This is a genomic window from Paenibacillus sp. Y951, from assembly GCF_056786395.1.
This window is the reverse complement of sequence record NZ_JBXCIY010000005.1, coordinates 281,204-306,731: the sequence shown is the minus strand read 5'-3', so window position 1 is coordinate 306,731 and position 25,528 is coordinate 281,204. Positions and strand designations below refer to the sequence as shown.

The following is a 25,528-nucleotide window of genomic DNA, read 5'->3' as shown; positions in this document are numbered from 1 at the left end:
TCAAGATGTTACCAAAAAATTAGCACATGCTTTCGAAGTATTTTTTGTTGCGTAGAAGAATCTCAAGATGTTGCCAAAAAATTTTAGAAGGGAGTTTTTACTATGGAAAAAACATTTGTTATGATTAAGCCTGATGGAGTTGCGCGAGGTCTTATTGGTCGAATTGTTAATAGATTCGAGGAGAAAGGTTTCGTTATTGTACAAGCTCAGTTGCTATACTTATCTGCAGAGCAAGCAGGAGTTCACTATGCACATTTGAAATCTAAACCATTCTTTGGCGAGTTAGTTGATTATATTACTTCTGGTCCAGTGTTTGCGATGATTTTGGAAGGTCATGAGGCGGTACAAAATGCAAGAACTTTAATTGGTTTCACGAATCCAGTTGAGGCGCAAGCAGGTACGATTCGTGGTGACTACGCATTGATCGTAGACAGCAATGTTATTCATGGTTCAGACTCTGTTGAAAATGCTGAAATTGAAATCCAACGATTTTTTGGGTGAATTAGTTATCGGTAATTAAGCACTTTTCAAGGTTCACATATATTGCGCGTAGCTATGAAATACAGCGTCGTACCTCGCATATCCGAAAGGGTAAATGAGCTGCGGCGTTTTTTGTTATGACTAAATGTTATGATGAAGGTCAACGCTTTCAGAAGATAAATGCTATTATATATGCCAAATCTATACTATAATCTCATTTAGAGGGGGATGGACAATGTTAATATCATCGAAAAGAAATATTATAGTATTGTTAGTTATTAGTTTATTTATGGCTCTAATTACTTATTCGGGTGAAGCGGTGGCTGCTACAGAAACGCATCATTGGAAACATTACGTAGAGGCACAGAAACTCGTTAAAAGTGGAAAATATAAGGAAGCAATCGTACATCTAGTAGCTGCGAATAAGCAATCTAAGCAAGCGGGATATTTACGTCTATTAGCTGAAGCTTACGAAAAAGATGGACAATTTCAAAATGCCGCCAATACATACTATGAAGAAGCGGAGATTCATCGTCAGTTAGGTGGAAAATCGGGTGATATGAACACCTATTTCGCAGTATTAGCAACAGCAGATGCACTTAATACGGAAATTGAAATATATATTCAAGACAATATTGCTGTTCAATCGAGCACGAAGCTTGCAAAGTTTGAACCGGAAAATGGGATGTACATTGGAGCGTTTGTTGAGAAGGATAGCGGTGTTGAAGATAAGAAGGGCTTGAAATTCCAAGAGTTCAATGAATTATCTGGCAAACAACATGCTGTATACTTTAATTATCATCGCTACGGTGCAGATTTCCCCTACATATGGGCTAGCCAAGTGAAAGCGGCTGGTGGAGCGATTCATCTAGCTGTGCAACCAGAATCAGGCTTGGCGGCGGTCAAAGACGATGAATCATTACGGAAATTCGCCCGTGCTGCCGAGGCGGCAGGAGTGCCAGTGTTTCTACGGTTTGCTTCTGAGATGAATGGAAGCTGGGTAACATGGAGTGGAAATCCCGAGCTTTATATTGAGAAATTCCGCCTAGTATCCAAGGTGATGAAGGAAGAAGCACCTAATGTGGCGATGGTATGGTCCCCGGCGGCTAATCCCAAACGTACGATTAATGATTATTATCCTGGCGATGATTATGTCGATTGGGTTGGACTAAGCATTTATAGTGTGAAATATTTTAACGGTAATGTAAGTACGCCTGCGGATCAAGTGAATCCGCTAGATTCCTTAGATTATGTGTATCAACAGTATGCTGATCGTAAACCAATTATGATTAGTGAATACGGTGCAACGCATTTCAGTAAAGCAGGAAACACAACGACAACAAATTTTGCAATTACGAAAATGAATATGTTATATCACGGTGCGAAGCTGAAATATCCTCGACTGAAGGGGATTAACTGGTTCAGTCTTAATACGCTAACGGATTCTCATAGTGCGGATCGTAGCTTGAATAATTTCAGCTTAACAGAAAATAGCTCGGTATTAAGTGCATATAAACAAATGATTAAAGACCCGTATTATTTGAGTTCAGTGGTTGGATTAGATGCTGCTGCGACAACAACTCCGTTGAAGCAAAGCGTAACAGCAATAGAAGATCAAGCGCTAAGAGGTTCTGTAACAGGGATTGCATGGGTTAAAACTTACGATCCTTATATCGGTAAAGTCGTATTTGCGATTGATGGTAAGCAGGTTGCAGAGCGTAAGCAATATCCATATACTTTCCCGATTGATACAGCTACTTTAACGAAAGGTAGTCATAAGCTACAAGTAACAGTGTATGATTCCAAGGGTCGTGAAGCTTCTAAGAAAACGGTAAGCTTTAAGGTAGGAAATGCCGTTGGAGATATTTCAGACGGTCAAGTGAAAATGTATTTGAATGAGAAATATGTGTATACAAACAAAGGTAAAACAGAGCTGACGGTTGCCCCGTTCGTGCGAGATAATCGTACGCTAGTACCGCTGCGTTTTATAAGTGGAGTACTTGGCGCTGATGTCGCTTGGAATAGTAAAGCGAAGTCGATTACGATCAAAGGTACATCAACCATTGTTCTAACTGAAGGTAGCACGAAGGCGCTGGTCAATGGTAAGGAGCTTAAACTAGACGTAGCTCCGATTAATATTCAAGGAACTACATTTATACCGCTTCGTTTTGTTAATGAAAATCTTGGTGGAGAGATTAACTTCGATAGCAAAGAGGGTAGTATATTAGTTTCTGCAAAAGCAAAATAAATTTTTCATAAATAATCATGAAACTTATTGACAGTAAATGGAACGTTATGCTATATTGTGCTTAACTATTAGCGGAAGCACCGCATATGTAATGTCTTAGGACATTACATATGCGGTGCTTTTCGTTTTAAAGGGAGGAATATTAATGACGATTACCGTTGCTTGTATTACTGATGATATTGAATATGCAACAAGAATGGTTAGTTATATGAAAAGTAGTCCAATCTATCATAGTTGGCGGTTGCAATTGTTCACTTCATTATCCAAATTTCAACCGCGTGAAGCTTATGGTCAACTGGATCTTATACTTGTTGATGAAGCTAATTATGATGAATTCACATTGAAATTTCCCCAATTAATAATGTTAAACAATGAACTACATGCGGTTCAGAACGTCCATACACAGCCTATCGTTGTACAGCTTGTATCGCAGCCATCTGATTTTCGAGAGCATCATAAACTAGTGAAATATCAACCGCTATCAACATTACTTCATATGTTATATACGATTATAGAAGGGCAACGACATATGATAGCTAGACCCGTCATTCCTCGAACGTCGGAGACGATCGTTATTGGTATTGGATCAAGTATTGCACAGTGTGGCAAAACTATATTTGCATTACATCTAGCTCATGCCATTGCTGCACGTAATGAGCGAGTATTTTATTTCAATCTAGAACTATGGAACACATCAGAGGGCTGGATGTCTGCAGAAGATCCGACTGCTTCGCAAGTAACCTATTCTGATTTCCTATATGCCGTAAAAAGTAATGCTGATGATGCCCAGAGCTGGTTTGCTAAGCATCGACAGTATGACCAACGACTACAATGTGATCGTTTGAAGCCATTTGCTCATATTGAAGATCGACAGCAGCTAACGAAAGAAGATGCTTTATTAATGCTAGATATTATTCGCACCAGTGGTCATTACGACTATATTGTGCTTGATTTATCAGCTAATTACGATGAGTGGAATTTAACACTATTATCTGAATGCGATATTCATTACATGATGATGATGGCAAGTGAAGAGTGGCTCAAGAAGCATCATATGTCCATCCAGTATGCACAGATGAAATGGAAGGAGCTAACGACGAAGCTTGAAAGTCATACGATTGTTATTTTGAATGAAAGCAGAGGAATGCGATCCATTCAAATGAGCGATTTACAGGTGCATTTCAAGCTCCCTCATATTGAGCAATGGGAGGAGCAATACGCATCATTGTTAAGCTCCTCGATCTATCGTGCTACAGTAGAGCATTGCGTTCATAAGTTTCTTAACAAAGGGTCGTATGCCTCATGATCGACGATAGTGCCATCTATCATATTCGCAATGAGCTAAGAGATAGTTACGCATTTTCACAAGCGTTATCAGATCAAGAGCTATATAAGCTAATTGAAGATGAAGTCATAAAGTATAGTAATCAACAAGTTATATCGACTACCGATAAATTATTGTTAGTTAAAGCGGTGTTTCATTCGTTTAGAGGGTTAGATATTTTACAGCCTTTATTAGATGATCGCAGTATTACTGAAATAATGATTAATAGTGAGTATGAAATATTTGTAGAACGTCATGGCAATGTGCAGCCTGCTGCTATCCAATTTGAAAATCGCGAACGGCTAGAAGATATCATTCAACAAATTGTATCTTCAGTTAATAGAGTCGTGAATGAAGCATCGCCTATTGTAGATGCAAGATTAGCTAATGGTTCACGGGTTAATATCGTACTTCCACCGATTGCCCTGCGAGGTCCTTGTGTAACGATTAGAAAGTTTCCGGAGCAACCGTTAACGATGGATGGATTAATGCATATGGGTGCATTAAGTAAAGAATCCGTAAAATGGTTACGCTTTCTTGTAAAGGCCAAATATAATATTTTCATTGGCGGTGGCACAGGATCAGGGAAAACAACCTTTCTCAATGCACTAACGCAATTTATCCCATCCGATGAACGCATTATTACAATTGAAGATGCGGCCGAGCTGCAAATTACTAGCATACCTAATCTCGTATCGTTGGAGACAAGAAATGCGAATACGGAAGGCAAAGGTGAAATTGCCATTCGTGATCTAATCAAAGCATCATTACGAATGCGCCCCAATCGGATTATTGTAGGCGAGGTTCGAGGTAAAGAGGCTTTGGATATGCTACAGGCAATGAATACGGGGCATGAAGGGTCAATGTCTACCGGTCACGCGAACAATGTGAAGGACATGCTGTCTCGGCTTGAAACGATGGTACTCAGTGCTCATGATCTACCACTTACGGTCGTTAGAAGTCAAATATGTTCAGCGATTGATATTATGATTCATCTAACAAGATTTCATGATCGGACGCGTGGGGTGCTTGAGATTAGTCAAATTATCGGAATGCATGAAGGTGAAATTGTAATTGAGAAGTTATTTCATCATGATATGTCGCAACATAATCTTTCAGAGCGATTAGTGCGTAGCCCGAATAACTTGTATCGCAAAGATAAGCTACTACTTGCGGGCTATCGTGAGGAGGAGTTGCAGGATGGAAGCAGTTCGTAAGAAGACATACTTACAGCATTATGATCAGTATGAGCTTAGTAGAAATGAAGTCATAACATGCATTATGATGTGGAGCGTACTTATAGGTTTTGTTACATATAGCTTCTATCAATCTTTTATACTAAGTATTATGCTCATGCCATGTTCCCTCTATATGTTGAAATTTGAACGAGTTCGACTTATTGCCAAACGTAAAGTACGTATGAAGTTACAATTCAAAGATTTACTTCTTTCACTTCTCTCCTCATTAGCAGCAGGCCGTTCACTTGAAAATTGTTTTCAAGTTGCCCAAGCGGATATGTTGCTCCTATACCCGAATGCACAAGATGAGCTAATGCTCGAAATAAACATTATTAATCATAAGTTAAGTAACGGAGAAATACTAGAAAAGTGCTTAATAGATTTGGCAGAACGGGTCAATATTGCAGAGTTTTCACAATTCGTCGAATCATTACAAACATGTAAGCGATCGGGTGGCGATCTGCTCACTGTTATGCGTAGAACTGCAAATATGCTTAGTGATCAAATAGAGATTGATAATGAAATCAGTGTATTAATTGCACAAAAGAAACTTGAATCAAAAATGATGATGGCAGCACCTTTTATCTTTTTACAGTTTTTAAATACGACTGCTCAAGATTATATGCAAGCTTTATATAGTGGATTGGGCTATGTGCTATTGACAGTTGTATTGTGTTTACTCTTACTTTGCTTTTGGTTCATGAACAAATTAACTCAAATTAAGTTGTAGGTGATGCTCGTGTTAATGGTTATCACTATTGTCTATACTCTTCTGTGGTTATATCTATTAGTAAAACCTAATCATTATAAGGCTACGAAACAGAAAAAGAAGGACAGTTCTTTGAATGATCATAAGCTTATTCTCGGACCTGGTTATGCATGCTATGAACTACTCCAGCTTGAACGACGAGCATCGCAATTACTTCATCATCTGCATACCCATTTATTGCAGCTTAATAGACAACAATGGAGCTTTGATCAAACGGTACATGCCTTTACTACTGTAATTGGACAAGCTTTATTGATACTGATGATTAGCTTCTGGATTGCTGTATTAAGTGAAGAGCAAGCAGTTATTATAATAGGTACGCTTACGGCAATCATTATTATCGTTAGATTGTTTCAAGAGAGCAAGAACAAGGTGAAGCAAAGAAAGCAAGCAATTTTGCTGGAGCTGCCATTAATGCTGACAAGGCTAACGTTATTAGTTGGTGCCGGTGAGACGGTACAGCAAGCATTTATGAAGTCAATCGTGGGCAAGGAACATAGTACAAGCCCTCTGCATATCGAATGGAAAAATACAGTTCATGAACTTCGTAATGGAGCTTCATTTTCCCAGAGTATTGAGAAATTGAATCGAAATTGTGCCGTTCAGCAAATAGCGGTGTTTACAACCATTCTATTATTGAATTACCGGAGAGGAGGTGAGCAATTCGTTACAGCGGTGCAAGATATATCTTTGTCACTATGGGAAACTAGAAAAAACATGGCTAGAGTGCGAGGGGAAGAAGCTTCGGCAAAACTCATATTTCCATTAGTGGGAGTATTGCTACTATTGATGATTCTCATTGTGACGCCGGCAGTTTTATTTATGCAATTTATGTAATGTCATGAAGCTAATGAAAAGTTGCGGGAGGAATGATGATGAGTGTAAGGCGATTTACAAGAAATATGAAGCCACGTATTCGAGCATTTTGGCGAAATGAGGATGGTATTGGTACATTGGAGGTTCTACTTATTATAGCTGTTGTCGTTGTCATTTTTCTTCTATTCAAAGACTTTATTATGAGTTATGTCAACAAACTTATTACGAACTCAGGCTCGAAAATGGACGATGCATTGAAGTGATGCGATGAGACAGTTTATACGAGATGAGCGCGGAAATATGAGCCTCGAATCAGCTCTAGTATTTCCATTAATTATGTCAGTCATTGTCATTATGATGGTCGCTGCTATATATGTGTTTCAGGTTGTTTTTTTGCAGTACGTTTCATTGTCTACTACGGAGCGTGCGGCATTTATATGGGATGATGCAGACCGTCAAATAGTGACTGGGCAAGTAAGAAGTGAAAAGCAATATGGTTTATATGAGAATGAAATGATGCTGCACTTAGTAAGTAAGATCATTCCTCTCCAAAATTCTCAGCGCACTACAAGCGTAGCGATTACCTCAAATATTCAATCAGAAACAACTCCAGGCAATGGGAATTCCATACCGATTACTGCACTTATTCCAGATAAATTAACTTTAGCACAGCAGCATATTGGGCAGATGAATCTCAATGTGAATGGTCAAGTGACGTATTCAACCTCCGCATTACTTCCTCGTATTGAAATTAATATTAAGCAACAGCTGTCTCCGCTCATATGGCAAAAGCAACAAGTATTTGCCTCTCCAGCATACACAACACACCGCAGTCTCGTTAATCCGATCAGTTTTATTAGAAGTGTCGATCTTGTTCTATATTACACGGAAAGATTGAAAAAAATGTCTAATAAAGAACAATCAGAGTGGAAGCAAAAAGGAGGGAAGGCTATCAAGTCCTTCTCTTCTTAGATAGGGATGATTATATGAGGGAAAATCAATTATGGTTTCGTAAGGATGGTTCGGTAACCATTTTTTGTACGCTAATGATGACCGTATTAATACTATTTTTCATGGTGTTATTAGATTATGCACGTATTTTACTGTTTCATCGGACGACAGAATCGGCAGCTATGCTGTCGATTCAATCTGTACTTTCTGCATACGATGAAAAGATTTATGAGCAATATGGTTTATTTGGTAGAGGGGGTACAGATAATAACGATTTATTCCAAGAAATAGTCCGAGCTAATCATGAAACCTCGATGAGTCTGTTTTCATTAAAACAGACGTTTGATCTTGCTCCGCTAAAGGTAGGTGAGCTAAGTGTGACGACAGATCATTATCTTGGAGAATATGATGTATTTAGAAGACAAGTGTTAGAAGAGATGAAATATAAAGCACCGATTGAATTTACATTGGAATTTATGGATAAATGGCTCACATTATCTGATTCTGTGGCCCAGGCTGAAAGCATGATGGATACGATGAATCGTCTTGAAGATATGTTTCTTGCAAGAGAAAAAAAACTAGAAACAGCATTGGGATTACAAGAACTATTAGGAAAACAATTATCAAATAGTAGCTATTATATGTATGCAACTACGAAATTGAGTAGTGTAGTGAATGGGTATAGCAGTTATCGTAGTTGGGTTAAGTATACGGCGGATATTGCCAATCAGCTAGCAGATGAAACATTGACCGAAGAAGCAAGAGAAGAACTTGAAAGTGATAGTGCAAAATATAATAAGCAAATTAGTTCATACTTGAATTCATATAATCAGATGTCGAAATATTTGCAAATGTATTCGATTGAATTGCAAACGACAAACGATCAAATGGCTACAGAAATTATTGCTAATATAGCAACAGCAGGATCACTTAATAATACAATCAAAATACAGTATGAGCTATATATGAACTCAGAGCAACAAGGTACTCCTTCAACAGATAGTAATGATTTAGGGCAGCAACTAAGCTCACTAACATTTGACGATGAAGGATTAGTACGTCCGGAACAATTTTTTCAAGATTACAAAAAAGCAATCCAGACACAACAACAACTACTTAGCGACTATATTAATCACAATAATTTGCTTATTAGTGAACTTTCATCCGCGATAAATTCTCCGAATGTCTCCTCAGGTGCTTCAGGAAAACAAACCTATTTGAAGCAACTTATGACGGAAAGTTCATCTCAAAGACAGCAATATGAAACGGCCTACTATTCGCCAGCGACAATATTGTCATTTTGGCAGCAGCAGGTTACTTCGACAAAGTGGGTAAAGGATCAGCTTAAACAGAATGAAAAGGAATATGAAGAACAATTATCAGGACTGGCAAGTATAACGGATTTATTCAAAAACAAGGAAAAGCTTGAGCAATATAAAGAGCAATACAAGCAGTTAGAAGATCGCTATTCCTTCAACTATCGAATTAATCAGGAGCAGGAAGAAGAGCGAGACAACGATAGTGAAGACAATGAGGATAGTGGAAGAAAACAAGCACAGGCTGCAACGTCGCAATTAAAATCATTGCTACAATCAATAGGAGACATGGCGGTCAATGCGAGAGATCATGTCTATTTGAATGAATATATTATGAATCGCTACACGCACTTCCCACTAGGAGATGCTACAAGTGAAACAAAAAGTATTGACGCAGACTTACTCGATTATAGTCAGCAGGAGGTCGAGTATATTATTTACGGTATACATGAGCCGCTTGAGAATGTACTGCTAGCATATGGTGAGATATTTGCATTTCGCTTTGCAATTAGAACGATAGAAGGGCTTATTGCTAATCGAGCATTAGGTAATCCATTACTTGTGTTTTCTGCTGCTGTTGTTCATGGGATTCGTGCGGCAATGGTTGATATGCAACAACTGTTGAATAAAGGATCGACGGAATTATCCCAATATGTACCTATCCAAATTGATTACCCTCAATATTTACGGTTGTTTCTAATTATGCACGTAGGAGGAAGAGATAAACGATTATCAAGAATGATTGCTGTCATAGAGCAGAAGCTTTCTATTACTTTATTATCAGTACCGACTGCGATTACTGGTCAAGTGACTACGACGATGAATCTATGGTCTTTGCCGGGAATATCTGAAATGATCGGAGCAATCCTGCCAATGAGTAATAGAATACGGGGGAATATCTATGAAAAAACAGATATTGTCGCTGTATCTTATTAAAATAAGTCAACAACGAATACATAAACTCTCTGCTCACACAAAAAATGAAGCGGGCTCCATTACTGTGGAAGCTGCCCTAGTGATGCCTATTTTCATACTTTTTCTGTTCGTATTCTATCTGCTACTTATGACGATATCAGCTCAGATGGCATTACAAGCAACCGCTGCTTCCTCGGTACAACAACTATCTGCACATATGCATCCAATTGCGCTAATGGTCAATGAACTAAAGGATCGGACAGGTTCACATACAACGATTCAATATGATAATGCAGACGAGGGCTGGAAGAAAACGGTGTATGACATTAGTGAAGTGTTGCCTGCGCCAATTGATTCATTAGTTCAAGAAGGCTTGAAAGGAAATTGGTGGCCAGCAGCTAATCTCGCAGGAACAATACTAGGAAAAGACATATTGGATACGATGATTCAAAGTCAAGTGTCTTCACCTGTACTGCAAAAGGATAAAGTAGAACTGGCCTACCTCCAATTACCTGATCTTATTAATTATACAGATCTCAATGTGACATTAGCGCTAGAGTACGAGTTGCCGATCAAAATTCCGTTATTCAATCAAGCAATTATAATTAGGGAGCAAGCTGTGCAACGCGTATGGATACCAGATGTACGGCCATCTTATTATGAGATCAATGAAGTAGAAGATGCTTACATCTATGTCGTATCACTTACGCCTAATCCAGTAAAGCCGGGACATAAGGCAACGCTTAAAATAATTACGCTACCTAACACTAAGATTGACTTAGGTATTGTTTACAAAAGTGGGAGTAGTGTAGCTAAGCACCTTGGTGAGGTTATTTCAAATGATAAAGGTGAAGCGGAGTGGACATGGCATGTATCGGGTAATACAACGGTTGGCTCGTGGAATATGAATCTTTCACTGCCTGAGCGATCCTATCAAATTGAACAGATATTTAATGTTGCAAAGAGTAAATAGGTGAAGGAGGGAGCAAGATGGTGAACTACTGGCTGGCGCTATTAATCGTTATCATCGCATTGTATTTTGATGTGACATCATTTAAAATACCGAACTGGATCTGCCTAGGTTCGCTTCTTTGTGGTTACAGTTATTGTTTAGTTCAGGAAGGATGGATGGGATTATGGTGGGCAACAGTGGCAGTACTAGTTGGATTTATTCCAATGTGGTTAATCTATCTGTTTAAAGGTATAGGTGCTGGAGATGTAAAGCTATTTGCATCAATGGCGGCTCTTATTGGCATACGACCAATTATTGAGTTAATGATGTTATCCTTTTTATTTGGCGGTGTTATATCTATTTTATTTATCGGTTATCGGACCATACTTAAGTTGAAGCATAGATATCGATATCAATATAGCAATTATGTTATTGAGGCCGATAGCACTCCGACATTAATCGCTTTAGGAATTAACAAGGTTCATCAGTTTCCATTTATGCTCGCAGTTACTCCAGCAATGCTAGTAGTCTATATGCTGAGATAATGCATTTGAAGCTACTTTATATGAATAAAAAGTTTGGCTTATGCTTTCGAAGCTACTTTTTGTTTGTGGAAAAGTTGTACGTGGAAGTTAACAAAAAGTTTTAGGAGGTTTAAGATGAAGCAATTGAAAATCGATTATACGATGAGTAATGGTCATCAGATGACGATAGAACGAACAGTTCCATTCACTTCACGTGACATGAATTCGTTAGAGATGAATATGCTAAGTGCCAATACAGTACGTACGCTACTGCCATTTGATTGGAATGAAATTGATAATGATATTGTATTCGTATATCGAATACAACATTATAAGCTACTCACTCATTATTACCAACCACGAAGTATTAAGATGATCGATTACTATAGCTTATTGCTATCATTACTTGATGCACTAGCTACTTGTTATGACTATATGCTAAGACCGCAATGTTGTCTTTTAGAGGAGAAGCTTATTTATATTGACCCGATGACTAATAATATCAGATTAGTATATATACCTGTTCAGGAACTATTCTATAAGGAAGAACATCAATTGTTATTATTAGCGGTTAGATGGTCGCAACTTGTAGATAGTTTGCATTATGAAGACTATCAAAAGATACTACAATTAATTGGAAGTGAATACTTACCGATTAATCCACTTCGTCAGCTATTATTAGATCTTATTCATCAGCAATCGTCTCCTTCACAGGAAGAGTTACAACCAGTAGATCGCGAACAATCAAAGCCTGCCTCTGTTGTATATTATGTTCAGAATGAGCTGGAATCGTCACCTGAACAAGCTCCAATTGGATTTTCAAGAGCAGATAATGATCAGGAATATGATGATTGGGGAATAGATGAAGAAGAGAAAAGAACGATCGGGATGAAGCATTATATAGCGATTTTGCTAATAGCTGCTGTTATCGGGTTATCGTGGAAAATGCTTTACATCGAAGAGACTACAATAACTAATTTGCTGCTTAGCTCTGGAGTTACTCTCATATTGTTGACTGGAATTATTATTGTAATGAAACAACATTGGAAAGTGCTAAGCTTTCGAAAACGCAATGATCAAGCGAATCATTATGATCAATCGCTCCCTTCAGATACGAATCCATCTAATCAATCATCCCAAACTTCATTGGCGGAACATCCGGTGAAGACTAATGCAGATTTTAAGCCGTTACATAATAATGGACAAGCACGCGTGGCAGCGCCACAGGCAACAGTTATGCTCGATGTACAGCAGTTAACGACATCTCTTGGGGCAAAAGGCAATAGCGGAACACCTTCATTAGTTAGAAAGCTTTATGATGATGAGCAACGAATTATTGTTAATGATCATCGATTTCTAATAGGGCGTGCTGAGGAAGGTGTTCATTATCAAGATGCTGCATCAGGCGTTTCACGTGTCCATCTTGAAGTAGAGGTCGATAATGGATCGATTCATATTAAAGATGTAGGCTCTCGCAATGGTAGTTATTTGAATGGGCAATTGATGATCGCCTATAAGACATACCCATTGTATGAGGGGGATATTATTCAGTTAGTTAATAATGAAGGTCCTAAGTATCAATTGGCGATGTAGATGAGCAGCTTAACTAATGTCGAGTAGAGATAGAGTAGACTATTTTGATAAAGATAAAACTATCTAATTATGATGAAATAAGGCCTTGATATAAAAGAATTGAAGTAATCAAAACCCATACAATGACAGAAAAACATAATGAGGCAATTATTCTGTTAGCTTTGTTATATTTAACTAAAATAATAAACATAAAAATGAACGAAACTATTGGAATTACGAAAAAACCTAAAAAAGTAATTAATGCGAACATAAAGTTTACCTCCTCAAAAACTATGTTATGTAGATACTTACATTATACATGAGAATGAAACGGAGCAGTAACAATCATCGTGATGATTGTTACTGCTCCGTTTACTAATTAGCGACTATTCTAATGTAATGCTTGTTAACCAATTTTGTGTATCGTCAAAACCTTTATATGCTCTTTTAACGTATTTGAAGGAAACAGGTTTATCACTTGGGTAATCATTAATAATGTATTGTAGGTCCTCTTCGACTTGAAGAGAGATATAAGTACTATCTACCTCAATTTCGATAGTGTGGTTATCTGCAGCACCAATATAAATACCTTTGGCACTAATGACATCACTTTCGGTAAAGTCATCTGTAGCAGTCTGTCCATCATTTGAACTAGAGTCATTACTATCATTTGGCTTATCTGTATCATTATCTTCATTAGAATTATTATCGCCAGATATAGAACCAGGATCTAATTCACCTGTTTCGTCAGGTAGAGTCGTAGATGGGATGGAGCCTACATCTGTTTGTTCCTCTTGTGTGTTATTTGGAGGAACGATGTTGTTATTTTGATCACTACAAGCAGTAAGCATAATCGCTAATAGAATAGCACTTGTAGTTGTGGCTGTTCTCTTTGCTTTGTTTTTCCATTTCATAGTCTGAAGCCACCTCCTATAAGATAATACGCAATTACCCGTTAATAAGTTGCACTTATTATTTATTGAACAAATGCTGATACGGCGAATAATCGATATTTTTCTTCTTCAGGAAAGCCATCAAGCTATTATAATCTCGCTTGGGAGTTGCTATTATATAACCTTCAATGCAATGTCCACGTGTCACTGTCTCAGCTCCGCTTTCTATCGCTACTTGTCCGATACTTGCTGCAATAGAATGAGATGCTATATCACGGAACGGCGTAGGAACTGGTGAAACAAGCTCAGCGAGAAACAGCTTTGAATCGTCTGTCCACATTGGGCGACTTCGGTCAACCCAATAGTTTTGCCAATCAAGTTTAGATTTTCCGTCACCTTTAGGCATGATTTTAAGAAATTTACGGAACATAAAAAAGCCGCCTACCGACATAGCGGCAACCATTACTACTGCCCAAAAAACAATGAAGTACATAAACCAATCATACATTTGTAAGTTCACCTCAAATTAAGTTGCAAGCTCAAGTGAATCATTTGAGCCTTCTATAAATTATAGCCTATAATGGAAAGGTTTTCGAGCGTATTATAGCGACATTTCTTACTATTTTAATGATAATGTTGAAATATAGGCTAGAAGTAAGGAGCTTTACGGTTTTTCCCTTGCGAAATCGGCTATAATTGAACTACAATAAACTGTGATTAATCTCGAGAAGGAGAGAAAAAAATTATGTTGAAAATAGGTTCCCATGTTTCATTCTCAGATAAGGGATTATTAACTGCAACAAAAGAAGCAAATTCATATGATTCAAGCACATTTATGATATACACGGGTGCACCGCAAAATACGCGACGCAAGCCGATTGAATCTTTATACATTGAAGAAGGCAGAGCATTGATGGAGCAGACCGGTATTAGCGAAATTGTTGTACATGCCCCCTATATCGTTAATTTGGGCTCTTACAAAGAAGATACATTTGAATTAGGTGTAAATTTCCTACAAGAAGAAATACGCCGTACTCATCATATCGGAGTGCAAAATATCGTATTGCATCCAGGTGCATACACGGATAAAGATGCTGCATTTGGCATTAACCGTATTGCGGAGGGATTGAATCAAGTGTTAGCGGGAACTGCCGAAACGAATGTCAATATTGCGCTTGAGACGATGGCAGGCAAAGGAACGGAAATTGGACGTACCTTTGAAGAACTCGCAGCGATTATTGAAAAAGTAGAAATGAACAATCGGTTAACAGTATGTCTTGATACTTGCCATATTCACGATGCAGGCTATGATATAGTGAATGACCTAGATGGTGTATTGCAGCAGTTTGACAACATTGTCGGGCTTAATCGTATTGCCGTTGTTCATATTAATGATAGTAAAAATAATATCGGAGCACATAAGGATCGACATGCTACATTAGGCTCAGGCTATGTCGGCTTCCAGACGATTCATAATATTGTCCATCATGAAGCATTGGCTGGTAGACCATTTATTCTTGAGACACCTTGGATTGGAAAAGATGCGAAAAAAACAGCTCCGATGTATGAGGTGGAAATTGCATTGCTGCGTGGTAACGTGAAGGAGCGTTTTGGAGCGTCGTTTATTGAAGATGTTGAGAAGCTAACTCAATTTTTCACAAAGCAGGATATTAACCCACAGCAGTTGGTTGAGCAAACCTGGGAGTTATTGAAATCCGATGCAAAAGCGAAAAAAGCTGATCCACGCGAACCACAGGAGCGTCTGTACGATTTAGTTATGGAAGGCAACATCTTGTCTGCCGAGCTTTCCGAAGCAGAAGTGAATCAGCGTCTAACAGCAGTGTTATCAGGTCAAAGTTTAAATTAAATTTTTGGAAGTTTAAATATAAGTCTGTTTTTTGAACTACCCTATAATACAAGTTGAAAAGGAAGGTAATCATGTCACAAGTATTGAACACCACTAATCGCAACTTTGAGAATCGCGCAAGAATGCTCATCGCTTGTCCAGACCGCCCCGGAATCGTAGCAACGGTATCGCAGTTTCTACATGAGCATGGTGCAAACATCGTACAATCGGATCAATTTACAATGAACCCTGAGGGTGGCATGTTCTTTATTCGCTTTGAGTTTGATCTCAACAATCTTGAACAAGAGCTACCCATTATAGTAGAAGATTTTAATCGTGTGGCAGATCGTTTTGAGATGAAGTGGAGTACGTTCCGTGCTAGTCGTAAAAAGCGTCTGGCAATTTTCGTGTCTAAGGAAGATCATTGTCTGATGGAAATTTTATGGCAATGGAAATCTGGTGATCTGGATGCTGATATTTCTATGGTCGTTAGTAATCATCTTGATATGAAAGAACAAGTGGAATCGTTTGGCATTCCATACTATCATGTTCCAGTTACACCTGATACAAAGGCTGAAGTTGAACGCAAACATATTGAATTAGTTTCGGGGAAGGCTGATCTAATTGTGCTTGCCCGTTATATGCAAATTATTCCAGCTAAATTCATCGAAGAATTTCCAAATCGTATTATTAACATCCATCATTCCTTCTTGCCCGCATTTATTGGCGGTAGTCCATATGCTCAGGCGTACAAGCGTGGCGTGAAAATTATTGGTGCGACAGCACACTATGTAACCGAAGAACTTGATGGCGGTCCAATCATTGAACAAGATGTTCAACGTGTCACACATCGTGATACGGTAGACCATTTGAAACGGATCGGACGCACGATTGAGAAGGTAGTACTAGCGCGAGCAATCAAATGGCATTTGGAAGATCGTGTACTCGTTCATCAGAACAAGACGGTTGTATTTAATTAGTGTAGAATGTTACAATATGCAAAGAAATTAACGATATTGTCCCACGAAAAACCAACAAATTAAGCTAATGCTTTCGAACTAACTTTTTGTCAGACGAAAAGTTAATCGCGGAGGCTACAAAAAAGTTTTTAGGAGGATACTGAAATGACTATTTCACAAAAATCTATCGAGCAGTTGTCCATTGATACTGTTCGTACACTAGCAATCGATGCAATCGAAAAAGCAAAATCTGGACATCCAGGTATGCCAATGGGCGCAGCACCGATGGGGTATCAATTGTTTGCAAAAACAATGAACCACAATCCATCCAATCCAACATGGATTAACCGTGATCGTTTCGTACTTTCAGCAGGTCATGGTTCAATGCTTTTATATAGCTTGTTACATCTTTCTGGTTATGATCTTCCTTTGGAAGAACTGAAACAATTCCGTCAATGGGGATCGCTAACTCCAGGTCATCCTGAGTTCGGACATACTGCTGGTGTTGATGCAACGACAGGTCCACTTGGACAAGGTATCGCAATGGCTGTTGGTATGGCTATGGCTGAAGCTCAGCTTGGTGCGACTTACAACAAAGAAAACTTCAAAGTGGTAGATCATTTCACATTTGGAATCTGTGGCGATGGCGACTTGATGGAAGGTATCTCCCATGAAGCAGCTTCTCTTGCAGGTCACTTGCAACTTGGTAAATTAGTTGTACTTTACGATTCAAATGACATTACACTTGATGGAGTACTTGGTCTTTCTTATTCAGAAACAGTCCAAAGCCGATTTGAAGGCTATGGCTGGCAAGTACTTCGCGTTGAAGATGGTAACGATCTAGCTGCTATTGAGCAAGCTATTGCTGCTGCTCAAGCGGATACTGCTAAGCCAACGCTAATCGAAGTGAAAACAGTCATTGGCTACGGTTCTCCTAACAAAGCAGGAAAAGGCGGAAGTGGCGGTACTCATGGTTCTCCACTTGGTGCTGACGAAGCAAAACTTACTAAAGAATATTATGGCTGGGAAGTTGAAGAAGCGTTCTATATTCCAACAGAAGTTACTACTCACTTTGCAGAAGTAAAAGCTGCTGGTGAAAAAGCTAACGCAGCTTGGAATGAAATGTTTGCCGCTTACAAAGCAGCAAATCCTGAATTGGCTCAACAATTTGAAACAGCTATTTCTGGCGCACTTCCAGAAGGTTGGGATGCTGATCTTCCGGCATACAAAGTTGAAGATGCTGCAGTGTCAACTCGTATTGCATCGGGTAAAGCAATTAATGGTCTTGCGAAAAATGTACCTAACCTAGTTGGTGGTTCTGCTGACCTTGAAAGCTCTACTATGACTCATATTAATGACGAAGCTCAATATGGAGCATCTGATTACTCTGGTCGCAACATCTATTTCGGTGTTCGTGAATTCGGAATGGCTGCAGCAATGAATGGTATTGCACTTCATTCTGGTCTTAAAGTATACGGTGGTACATTCTTCGTATTCACTGATTACCTACGTCCTGCAGTACGTCTATCAGCTCTAATGAAACTACCGGTTACATTTGTACTTACGCATGATTCTATCGCAGTTGGTGAAGATGGTCCTACACATGAACCAATCGAGCAACTTGCTTCCATTCGTATTATCCCTGGTCTAACGGTACTTCGTCCAGCTGATGCAAACGAAACATCTGCTGCATGGGCTTATGCTGTTGAGAACACATCTGCGCCAGTAGCTCTAGTTCTTACTCGTCAAAACTTACCGATTCTTCCTGGTACTGTTGAAGGCGTTCGTGAAAACGTGAAAAAAGGTGCTTATGTTGTATCTGATGCAGCTAACGGAACTCCAGTTGCGCAAATTATTGCAACAGGTTCTGAAGTACAACTTGCAGTTGCAGCGCAAAAAGCATTAGCTGAGGAAGGTATTCAAGTTCGTGTTATCTCTATGCCGAGCTGGGATCTATTCGAAAAACAATCTAAAGAATACAAAGATTCTGTTATTCTTCCAGAGGTTAAAGCTCGTCTTGCAGTTGAGATGGCGCATCCAATGGGCTGGCATAAATATGTAGGCGATCAAGGTGATATCCTTGCTATCGATACATTCGGTGCTTCTGCTCCTGGCGACCGCGTTATTAAAGAGTATGGGTTTACAGTGGAAAATGTAGTAAGCAAAGTTAAAGCATTACTTTAGAAGGTAGTTCAAAAAACAGACTTTGATAACGAAGATTAGGCTAATGTAGCATAATCGGCGTCGCATCTGAAACGAACTTGGAAAGTACGGTTCGCGTGTACCAAACACGTACACTTGCGCGTCCGCCTTTCTCAAGTAGCACTCCATCTTCTCGGCTTTCGAAAGCCCATTTTTTGAACTTTTATTGGAAGAGGAAGTTCAAAATCAAAACAGTCACTCAAATAGATCTATACAGCAAAGGGGAAGTTTCCAATGTCGCAATTCGACAATGTCTCAGTAGTGAAAAAAGCAAATGTTTATTTTGAAGGTAAAGTTACAAGTCGCGCGATAGTATTTCCAGACGGGACCAAAAAAACATTAGGTATTATGCTTCCAGGTGAATACGAATTTGGAACAGATACTATTGAGATTATGGAAATTTTGGCTGGTGATTTGAAAGTTCAGCTTCCAGGTCAAGCGGAATGGATTCACATTCAAGGCGAAGGTGAATTCAAAGTTGGAGCTAACGAGAAATTCAAGCTGCAAGTTACTGAAGTAACAGATTACTGCTGTTCATATTTGTAATAGATTTAACTGAAATTGAAACAAGGGGCTGTCCCGAAGTCTGAGAAAGAAATGACTTTGGGATTAGTCTCTTCTTTATATGTACCGATCACTGCTATTTAGATCGTGTTTCACTTAATATCGTATTATTGTGACAAAACGGTCAAGAATGAGGTGGTATGAGGAGCTCATTATAAGCTAAAGTATAGATAAGAATAAGATTTGGAGGTTTCAATCGGATGAAGGATAAAAATTACACACCGCTCGTATTGTCTTTGACAGTTGTGATTGTAGCACTTGTTGCCGTACTATTTTTCTTACCAGCTTATGATGGTGAGCTTGGATTTGATGTAACGATTTTACCTATGTTAAATGCGATTTTTAACAGCTTTACATTTCTAGCATTAATTGTTGCAATGACTGCAATTAAGAAGAAAAATATTAAGATGCATAGAACATTTATCGGGGTAGCATTCGTTTCGACGACGTTATTTTTAGTCTCGTATGTGTCATATCACTATTTGACGGAGTCAACATCTTATGGTGGCGAAGGGATATTACGACCGATCTACTTCTTCATCTTAATTACTCATATTTTATTAGCGATTGCTGTCGTGCCGTTAGCGTTGTTCTCGGTAGTATTTGGACTAACGAATAAAATTGAGAAGCATCGCAAAATTGCAAAATGGACAATGCCTATCTGGCTATATGTTAGTTTGACAGGTGTAATTGTGTATCTTATGATTTCACCTTATTATTAAGAATATAAGTAGTTCAAAAAGCAGACTTTGATAACGATGATTATGCTTACGTGGATTACTCGACGTCGAATATGAAGCGAACTTGGAAAGTATAGCATAAGCTTCCGATGTATGTTTCTTGCAGAAACATTGTAGGGCCGCGTGTACGTAATCATGTACACTTGCGCTTCCGCCTTTCTCAATTAGCGCTCCATCTTCTCGATTCTGAAAGCCTGCTTTTTGAACTTTCATTGGAATAAGTAGTTCATTATTATAGCTAATGGACTTGTGTTTATGATGCAAATTAGATATTCTTAAACAAATGTCTTATAATTTTTAGAGAAGAAGCTTAGCTTCGTACAAATCAGGAGGTTATTGAAATCATGGGAAATACATTAAAGTTTGATTATAGCAAAGCATTATCATTTGTAGGTCAGCATGAGGTAGATTATTTGACAGCTCAGGTACGTCTTGCACATGACCAGTTGCACAATGCTACTGGTGCAGGTTCTGACTATCTAGGATGGATTGACCTACCCAATGAATACGATAAAGAAGAGTTTGCCCGCATTAAGCAAGCTGCTACAAAAATTCAAAATGATTCTGAAGTATTGATCGTTATTGGAATCGGTGGCTCTTATCTAGGAGCTCGTGCAGCAATTGAAATGCTATCTAACTCTTTCTATAATATTCAATCCAAAGAGCAACGCAAAACACCTCAAGTATTATTTGCAGGTAACAATGTGAGCTCTACATACGTGACTCACTTACTACAATTGATTGAAGGTCGCGATTGGTCTATTAACGTTATTTCCAAATCAGGAACAACTACTGAGCCAGCTATCGCATTCCGTATTTTCCGTGCTGAGCTTGAGAAAAAATATGGTAAAGAAGAAGCCCGTAAACGTATTTATGCAACAACAGATAAAGAAAAAGGTGCTTTGAAATCACTAGCTACTGCAGAAGGATATGAATCTTTCGTTATTGCTGATGATATCGGTGGTCGTTATTCTGTGCTAACTGCTGTAGGTCTATTGCCAATCGCAGTTGCTGGAATTGATATCGATGCAATGATGCAAGGTGCTGCTGCTGCTGTCACTGAGTATAGTAAGCCAGAACTAGCAGATAACGAAGCATATCAATATGCAGCTGTTCGTAACTCTCTATACCGTAAAGGTAAAGCAATTGAAATTCTTGTTAACTACGAGCCTAATCTTCACTTCGTGTCAGAATGGTGGAAACAACTATTCGGAGAGTCTGAAGGTAAAGATTTCAAAGGTATTTATCCAGCATCTGTTGACTTCACAACGGATCTACATTCTATGGGTCAATTTGTCCAAGAAGGTAGCCGTAATATTTTTGAAACGGTTATTCAAGTTGGCGAAGTTGCAGAACATATTACAATTGAACATGATGAAAATGACCTTGATGGTTTGAACTTCCTTGCAGGTAAAACTATGGACTTCGTTAATAAAAAAGCGGCTCAAGGAACATTGCTTGCACATACTGACGGACAAGTTCCTAACCTAATTGTTAACATTAAAGATATGACACCTTACACATTCGGTTATATGGTGTACTTCTTCGAAAAAGCTTGTGCGATCAGTGGATACCTACTAGGTGTTAATCCATTCGACCAACCAGGTGTTGAAGCATACAAAACAAATATGTTCGCGCTACTGGGTAAGCCTGGCTTCGAAAAAGAAAAAGCTGAGCTAGAAGCCCGCCTATAAGATAATGGGAGTGTTTGAGATGCTACAAAGATATCGCACGGTTCGCGAAGCTGCGAACCAAGAGGTTGTCATCAAACGCTCACGTTTCATCGGCTATGCGCAACCTGTCTCTTCGGAAGAAGAGGCAGTTGCTTTTATTGAGGAGATAAAGAGATTACATCGCACAGCTACTCATAATTGCTCGGCGTATATGGTTGGTGAAAGAGATCAGTTCCAGAAGGCGTCAGATGACGGAGAACCAAGCGGCACTGCTGGTAAGCCGATATTAGAGGTCATCAAGAATAAGGGGCTCAAAAATGTAGCTGTCGTCGTTACGCGTTACTTCGGCGGTATTATGTTAGGTGCAGGCGGTTTGGTGAGAGCCTATACAGACGGTGCTGTAGCTGGTATTGAGGCTGCCCAAGAGATTGAGTATGTGCTTCATCGTGAAGTATTTATTGAAGTAGACTATACTTGGTATGGTAAGCTTGAAAATGAACTTCATAGTCGTAGTACTCGTATTGGTCAAGTTGATTTCACCGATAAAGTGACAGTATGTACACTTCCTGAAAGTGATCAAGCAGATGCATTCATTGCGTGGGCGATTGATTTCACGCAAGGAAAAGCTATCATTACTACAGGTGAAGATCACTATTTCATCGATGGTGAATAATGTACAACTCTGTAAATTTTGAAATATGGTTCCATAAGAAAGCTCATGATGTGTATTTTCCTACACATCATGAGCTTTTTTCTGTTATTCGTAAAAAATACATTGACTTCCATAATGTGGCGGTGCTACATTATTAATACCTAGTATTCAACTGGGAATTATTATCTATATGGTTAATGGGGGCTGTGCACATTGAATTCACTTTTTCGTAGCCGTACATGGAGCTACAGTTTTCGTAGTATCGTTATCATTTATTTTATTGGTTTAATTATTATTCCTATCATAAGTATTTACACACAATCGTTCTCATCTGGTCTAATAAGCTTCTGGGATAATATTTCCGATCCACTCGCATGGAAGGCTGTATTTCTAACATTAAAACTAGCTGGAATAGCAACGATTATTAATATACTCATTGGCACGATGATCGGTTGGGTGCTCGTACGCTATGAGTTTCCTGGTAAAAGTATTATTAATAGCTTAATTGATCTACCATTTGCACTACCTACTGCAGTTGCTGGTTTTATTATATTGCTACTTTTGGGTCCAAGTAGTGTCATGTTTGAATGGTTCGGACTAAGTCTTGTCTTTCATGAACCTGCGATCATCGTCGCAATGGTATTTGTAACCTTCCCATTCGTCATCAGAGGCTTGCAACCACTATTAGAAGAACTAGATAAGTCAGAAGAGGAAGCGGCATATACATTAGGCTCATCGAAATTCAGAACGTTTTTTCAAATTATTATGCCAACAATGTTACCAGGCATTTTAAGTGGCGGGATGCTTGCCTTTTCTAGGGGGATAGCGGAATTTGGGGCTGTAGTATTAATCGCTGGAAATATTCCAGGCAAAACATTAGTAGCATCAGTGTACATTTTTGGCGAGATTGAAAGTAACAATCCACAAGGTGCAGCAGCAGTATCCGTCTTACTTCTGACGATTTCCTTCATCATACTATGGTTTATTAGCAAGCTGAGTCGCGGAGGGAATACACTATGAGAAGATTATGGATTAGCTTAACTTATGTCGTTATAACATTACTATTAGTTGTTCCTTTGTATAAGATTTTTACTGGCGCATGGGCGCAAGGGTTCGATGGATTTATTGCAGCGATAGCAAGGCCGCAATCATTACATGCCCTTAAGATGACCGCGATTATCGTTATTACTGTAACGGCTATTAATACTTTTTTCGGCGTGATGTTCTCCTTATATTTAGTAAGAGCAACATGGCTTTCCAAGGCAATGAAACGGTTAAGTAATAGTATTGTCGATTTGCCCTTTGCGGTATCACCCGTTATTGGCGGTCTAATGATTGTTCTACTATTAGGTCCGAATACAATTATGGGTACATTTTTCAATAATATTGGTGTGCAAATTGTATATGCGTTACCTGGTATGATTTTGGCAACATTATTCGTAACATTTCCGATTATGATTCGTGAAGTAATGCCAGTGCTACAAGAAATCGGCGATCAGCAAGAACAAGCGGCATCAACGCTTGGAGCGTACTCATGGTACACATTTTGGAAAGTGACTTGGCCTAATATTCGGTTTGGCGTTATTTATGGAGTGGTGCTTACGGTAGCTAGATCACTTGGTGAATTTGGAGCAGTTCTCGTTGTATCAGGCAATATTATTAACAAGACACAGACTGCAACGACATTAGTGTATCAGGATGTTGAAAATTTCAATGTAGTGGCTGCTAATGCGATTGCACTTGTACTTGCTGCATTCTCAATTATGCTTTTGTTATTAATGGAGTGGACGAAGAAAAGAAAGGGAGTGCATTAGATGATGCATATACAAGTGAAAGATTTGAATAAATCATTTGGCGATTTTCAAGCGGTTAACAATGTTAGCTTTGAGATTGAAAAGGGGAAGCTAATCGGCTTTCTAGGACCAAGTGGTGGTGGGAAAACATCGATCCTTCGCATGCTAGCTGGTCTTGAGTCGCCATCTACTGGAGATATTTACTTCCATGGCAAACGAGTGAATGACCTCCCCCCTCAAGAGCGTGGGATTGGCTTTGTATTTCAAAATTACGCACTATTCAAACATATGACGGTATTTGATAATATTGCTTTTGGGCTAAAGGTGAAGAAGAAAGAGAAAGCTTATATAAAGGAAAGAGTTCAATATTTGGTAGAGCTAACGGGCTTAAAAGGATTTGAGCATCGTTATCCTCATCAATTATCTGGCGGTCAGCGTCAACGAGTTGCTTTTGCAAGAGCATTAGCTCCTGAGCCGCAATTGCTATTGCTAGATGAACCGTTTGCTGCGATCGATGCGAAGATTCGGACTGAATTGCGTACGTGGCTGAAAGATATGATCTCTGAGCTAGGTATAACTTCTATATTCGTCACTCATGACCAAGAAGAAGCGATTGAGGTTGCAGATGAGATTATGATCATCTCCAAAGGTCAGTTAGAACAGAAAGGCACACCGTGGGACATATACAAAAATCCACAAACGCCATTCGTCGCTAGCTTTATCGGAGAATCTTCGGTTATTGAAAATATTCAATTTATCCGTGGCTTTGAAGATGTAGCTGTAGATGAGGGAATTAAGGCACTTATTCGTCCAGAATATATTGAAGTAGGCAGACCAGGGGAAATTATACTTGCTTCAGCAACAATAGATGCATTGGTGAGACATCTTCATTTCCGCGGTAATGAATGGATGGTAGAGCTTGAAGTAGGCGATCAAAAGCTAATTACTTATCGTTCATTGGAAAAGGAAGTTTTGCAGCCAGGTGATCGTGTTAAAGTTCTTGTGCATCGTGCATATTTGTTTAACGATGAGATGAGCTGGATCATGGAAAATCCATTGAAGGTTGATCCGCTTCCAGTCTATATCTAAGTAAGGTCAATA

At 38.9% G+C, this 25,528-nt stretch carries 25 protein-coding genes; 22 read left to right on the top strand and 3 right to left on the bottom strand.

The features are described from left to right. Positions 1-102: 102 nt before the first annotated feature. From ndk to AC1TPB_RS09890, 12 genes are all read left to right on the top strand, one after another. Positions 103-501 carry a nucleoside-diphosphate kinase gene (gene ndk, locus AC1TPB_RS09945; protein ID WP_482061678.1) on the top strand — a complete coding sequence of 133 codons (399 nt, stop codon included), beginning with the start codon at positions 103-105 and terminating at the stop codon, positions 499-501. Positions 502-715: 214 nt separating this feature from the next. Continuing rightward, the gene (locus AC1TPB_RS09940; RefSeq protein WP_482076323.1) at positions 716-2,728 is read left to right on the top strand and encodes a stalk domain-containing protein; all 2,013 of its coding nucleotides are present in this window, start codon (positions 716-718) and stop codon (positions 2,726-2,728) included. 145 nt (positions 2,729-2,873) lie between these two features. Then, positions 2,874-4,034: a P-loop NTPase family protein gene (locus AC1TPB_RS09935; RefSeq protein WP_482076322.1), complete on the top strand. Its 1,161-nt coding sequence runs from the start codon at positions 2,874-2,876 to the stop codon at positions 4,032-4,034. Next, positions 4,031-5,269, top strand: a complete 1,239-nt coding sequence (locus tag AC1TPB_RS09930; protein ID WP_482076321.1) for a TadA family conjugal transfer-associated ATPase — start codon at positions 4,031-4,033, stop codon at positions 5,267-5,269. The genes AC1TPB_RS09935 and AC1TPB_RS09930 overlap by 4 nt, the downstream gene beginning before the upstream one ends. Next, a complete protein-coding gene (locus AC1TPB_RS09925) occupies positions 5,253-6,020 on the top strand; it encodes a type II secretion system F family protein (RefSeq protein ID WP_482076320.1) in 768 nt (255 codons plus the stop codon). The genes AC1TPB_RS09930 and AC1TPB_RS09925 overlap by 17 nt, the downstream gene beginning before the upstream one ends. A 15-nt stretch (positions 6,021-6,035) precedes the next feature. Beyond that, entirely contained in the window at positions 6,036-6,896 is an 861-nt protein-coding gene (locus AC1TPB_RS09920; protein ID WP_482076319.1) for a type II secretion system F family protein, read from the top strand. Positions 6,897-6,961: 65 nt separating this feature from the next. Then, a complete protein-coding gene (locus AC1TPB_RS09915) occupies positions 6,962-7,138 on the top strand; it encodes a Flp1 family type IVb pilin (RefSeq protein WP_482076318.1) in 177 nt (58 codons plus the stop codon). Positions 7,139-7,142: 4 nt separating this feature from the next. Further along, positions 7,143-7,847: a TadE/TadG family type IV pilus assembly protein gene (locus AC1TPB_RS09910; RefSeq protein WP_482076317.1), complete on the top strand. Its 705-nt coding sequence runs from the start codon at positions 7,143-7,145 to the stop codon at positions 7,845-7,847. A 74-nt stretch (positions 7,848-7,921) separates the two neighbouring features. Then, positions 7,922-10,078: a hypothetical protein gene (locus tag AC1TPB_RS09905; RefSeq protein ID WP_482076316.1), complete on the top strand. Its 2,157-nt coding sequence runs from the start codon at positions 7,922-7,924 to the stop codon at positions 10,076-10,078. Further along, positions 10,044-11,030: a hypothetical protein gene (locus AC1TPB_RS09900; protein ID WP_482076315.1), complete on the top strand. Its 987-nt coding sequence runs from the start codon at positions 10,044-10,046 to the stop codon at positions 11,028-11,030. Before AC1TPB_RS09905 ends, AC1TPB_RS09900 begins: the two co-directional genes overlap by 35 nt. Before the next feature lie 17 nt (positions 11,031-11,047). After that, a complete protein-coding gene (locus AC1TPB_RS09895) occupies positions 11,048-11,554 on the top strand; it encodes an A24 family peptidase (protein ID WP_482076314.1) in 507 nt (168 codons plus the stop codon). 114 nt (positions 11,555-11,668) lie between these two features. Then, the gene (locus AC1TPB_RS09890; protein WP_482076313.1) at positions 11,669-13,126 is read left to right on the top strand and encodes a DUF6382 domain-containing protein; all 1,458 of its coding nucleotides are present in this window, start codon (positions 11,669-11,671) and stop codon (positions 13,124-13,126) included. Positions 13,127-13,491: 365 nt separating this feature from the next. On the opposite strand, the gene AC1TPB_RS09885 is transcribed toward AC1TPB_RS09890, so the two are convergent. Next, a complete protein-coding gene (locus tag AC1TPB_RS09885; RefSeq protein ID WP_482076312.1) occupies positions 13,492-14,019 on the bottom strand; it encodes a hypothetical protein in 528 nt (175 codons plus the stop codon). A 58-nt stretch (positions 14,020-14,077) separates the two neighbouring features. After that, on the bottom strand, positions 14,078-14,506 hold the full coding sequence (locus AC1TPB_RS09880; RefSeq protein WP_482076311.1) for a DUF2621 domain-containing protein: 429 nt from the start codon (positions 14,504-14,506) through the stop codon (positions 14,078-14,080). A gap of 237 nt (positions 14,507-14,743) precedes the next feature. Here AC1TPB_RS09880 and AC1TPB_RS09875 point away from each other — a divergent pair, with 237 nt between their 5' ends. The 5 genes from AC1TPB_RS09875 (at position 14,744) to AC1TPB_RS09855 (ending at position 20,291) form a co-directional block, all read left to right on the top strand. Next, positions 14,744-15,865 carry a deoxyribonuclease IV gene (locus tag AC1TPB_RS09875; protein WP_482076310.1) on the top strand — a complete coding sequence of 374 codons (1,122 nt, stop codon included), beginning with the start codon at positions 14,744-14,746 and terminating at the stop codon, positions 15,863-15,865. Positions 15,866-15,936: 71 nt separating this feature from the next. Then, the gene (gene purU / locus AC1TPB_RS09870) at positions 15,937-16,824 is read left to right on the top strand and encodes a formyltetrahydrofolate deformylase (protein WP_482076309.1); all 888 of its coding nucleotides are present in this window, start codon (positions 15,937-15,939) and stop codon (positions 16,822-16,824) included. A 144-nt stretch (positions 16,825-16,968) separates the two neighbouring features. Beyond that, positions 16,969-18,987, top strand: coding sequence for a transketolase (gene tkt, locus AC1TPB_RS09865; RefSeq protein ID WP_482076308.1), 2,019 nt, complete (start codon positions 16,969-16,971; stop codon positions 18,985-18,987). A gap of 252 nt (positions 18,988-19,239) precedes the next feature. Beyond that, complete coding sequence (gene ppnP / locus AC1TPB_RS09860) at positions 19,240-19,551, top strand: pyrimidine/purine nucleoside phosphorylase (protein WP_482076307.1); 312 nt, start codon at positions 19,240-19,242, stop codon at positions 19,549-19,551. Between the two features lie 218 nt (positions 19,552-19,769). Then, positions 19,770-20,291 carry a DUF420 domain-containing protein gene (locus tag AC1TPB_RS09855; protein ID WP_482076306.1) on the top strand — a complete coding sequence of 174 codons (522 nt, stop codon included), beginning with the start codon at positions 19,770-19,772 and terminating at the stop codon, positions 20,289-20,291. Here the strand turns inward: AC1TPB_RS09855 and AC1TPB_RS09850 are convergent. After that, a complete protein-coding gene (locus AC1TPB_RS09850; RefSeq protein WP_482076305.1) occupies positions 20,277-20,522 on the bottom strand; it encodes a hypothetical protein in 246 nt (81 codons plus the stop codon). The two genes, AC1TPB_RS09855 and AC1TPB_RS09850, sit on opposite strands and share 15 nt — an antisense overlap. A 131-nt stretch (positions 20,523-20,653) precedes the next feature. Here AC1TPB_RS09850 and AC1TPB_RS09845 point away from each other — a divergent pair, with 131 nt between their 5' ends. The 5 genes from AC1TPB_RS09845 to AC1TPB_RS09825 all read left to right on the top strand — a co-directional run bounded on the left by AC1TPB_RS09845 (position 20,654) and on the right by AC1TPB_RS09825 (position 25,516). Continuing rightward, positions 20,654-22,003 carry a glucose-6-phosphate isomerase gene (locus AC1TPB_RS09845; protein WP_482076304.1) on the top strand — a complete coding sequence of 450 codons (1,350 nt, stop codon included), beginning with the start codon at positions 20,654-20,656 and terminating at the stop codon, positions 22,001-22,003. A 19-nt stretch (positions 22,004-22,022) separates the two neighbouring features. Continuing rightward, positions 22,023-22,655: a YigZ family protein gene (locus AC1TPB_RS09840; RefSeq protein WP_482076303.1), complete on the top strand. Its 633-nt coding sequence runs from the start codon at positions 22,023-22,025 to the stop codon at positions 22,653-22,655. Positions 22,656-22,847: 192 nt separating this feature from the next. Then, positions 22,848-23,654, top strand: a complete 807-nt coding sequence (gene cysT, locus AC1TPB_RS09835) for a sulfate ABC transporter permease subunit CysT (RefSeq protein WP_482076302.1) — start codon at positions 22,848-22,850, stop codon at positions 23,652-23,654. Further along, positions 23,651-24,448 (top strand): sulfate ABC transporter permease subunit, encoded by a 798-nt coding sequence (locus AC1TPB_RS09830; protein WP_482076301.1) that lies wholly within the window; start codon positions 23,651-23,653, stop codon positions 24,446-24,448. The genes cysT and AC1TPB_RS09830 overlap by 4 nt, the downstream gene beginning before the upstream one ends. A 3-nt stretch (positions 24,449-24,451) precedes the next feature. Beyond that, positions 24,452-25,516: a sulfate/molybdate ABC transporter ATP-binding protein gene (locus tag AC1TPB_RS09825; protein ID WP_482076370.1), complete on the top strand. Its 1,065-nt coding sequence runs from the start codon at positions 24,452-24,454 to the stop codon at positions 25,514-25,516. Positions 25,517-25,528: the final 12 nt, after the last annotated feature.

Bases quoted from the DNA above. Each gene is read 5' to 3' on its own strand.
- AC1TPB_RS09875 (WP_482076310.1), top strand. From the start codon at position 14,744: ATGTTGAAAATAGGTTCCCATGTTTCATTCTCAGATAAGGGATTATTA.
- AC1TPB_RS09930 (WP_482076321.1), top strand. From the start codon at position 4,031: ATGATCGACGATAGTGCCATCTATCATATTCGCAATGAGCTAAGAGAT.
- AC1TPB_RS09890 (WP_482076313.1), top strand. From the start codon at position 11,669: ATGAAGCAATTGAAAATCGATTATACGATGAGTAATGGTCATCAGATG.
- AC1TPB_RS09850 (WP_482076305.1), bottom strand. From the start codon at position 20,522: ATGAAAGTTCAAAAAGCAGGCTTTCAGAATCGAGAAGATGGAGCGCTA.
- purU (WP_482076309.1), top strand. From the start codon at position 15,937: ATGTCACAAGTATTGAACACCACTAATCGCAACTTTGAGAATCGCGCA.
- AC1TPB_RS09920 (WP_482076319.1), top strand. From the start codon at position 6,036: ATGGTTATCACTATTGTCTATACTCTTCTGTGGTTATATCTATTAGTA.
- ppnP (WP_482076307.1), top strand. From the start codon at position 19,240: ATGTCGCAATTCGACAATGTCTCAGTAGTGAAAAAAGCAAATGTTTAT.
- AC1TPB_RS09915 (WP_482076318.1), top strand. From the start codon at position 6,962: ATGAAGCCACGTATTCGAGCATTTTGGCGAAATGAGGATGGTATTGGT.
- AC1TPB_RS09925 (WP_482076320.1), top strand. From the start codon at position 5,253: ATGGAAGCAGTTCGTAAGAAGACATACTTACAGCATTATGATCAGTAT.
- AC1TPB_RS09855 (WP_482076306.1), top strand. From the start codon at position 19,770: ATGAAGGATAAAAATTACACACCGCTCGTATTGTCTTTGACAGTTGTG.
- AC1TPB_RS09830 (WP_482076301.1), top strand. From the start codon at position 23,651: ATGAGAAGATTATGGATTAGCTTAACTTATGTCGTTATAACATTACTA.
- AC1TPB_RS09910 (WP_482076317.1), top strand. From the start codon at position 7,143: ATGAGACAGTTTATACGAGATGAGCGCGGAAATATGAGCCTCGAATCA.
- AC1TPB_RS09895 (WP_482076314.1), top strand. From the start codon at position 11,048: ATGGTGAACTACTGGCTGGCGCTATTAATCGTTATCATCGCATTGTAT.
- AC1TPB_RS09940 (WP_482076323.1), top strand. From the start codon at position 716: ATGTTAATATCATCGAAAAGAAATATTATAGTATTGTTAGTTATTAGT.
- AC1TPB_RS09905 (WP_482076316.1), top strand. From the start codon at position 7,922: ATGATGACCGTATTAATACTATTTTTCATGGTGTTATTAGATTATGCA.
- AC1TPB_RS09840 (WP_482076303.1), top strand. From the start codon at position 22,023: ATGCTACAAAGATATCGCACGGTTCGCGAAGCTGCGAACCAAGAGGTT.
- AC1TPB_RS09885 (WP_482076312.1), bottom strand. From the start codon at position 14,019: ATGAAATGGAAAAACAAAGCAAAGAGAACAGCCACAACTACAAGTGCT.
- AC1TPB_RS09935 (WP_482076322.1), top strand. From the start codon at position 2,874: ATGACGATTACCGTTGCTTGTATTACTGATGATATTGAATATGCAACA.
- ndk (WP_482061678.1), top strand. From the start codon at position 103: ATGGAAAAAACATTTGTTATGATTAAGCCTGATGGAGTTGCGCGAGGT.
- AC1TPB_RS09880 (WP_482076311.1), bottom strand. From the start codon at position 14,506: ATGTATGATTGGTTTATGTACTTCATTGTTTTTTGGGCAGTAGTAATG.
- AC1TPB_RS09900 (WP_482076315.1), top strand. From the start codon at position 10,044: ATGAAAAAACAGATATTGTCGCTGTATCTTATTAAAATAAGTCAACAA.
- AC1TPB_RS09845 (WP_482076304.1), top strand. From the start codon at position 20,654: ATGGGAAATACATTAAAGTTTGATTATAGCAAAGCATTATCATTTGTA.
- tkt (WP_482076308.1), top strand. From the start codon at position 16,969: ATGACTATTTCACAAAAATCTATCGAGCAGTTGTCCATTGATACTGTT.
- AC1TPB_RS09825 (WP_482076370.1), top strand. From the start codon at position 24,452: ATGCATATACAAGTGAAAGATTTGAATAAATCATTTGGCGATTTTCAA.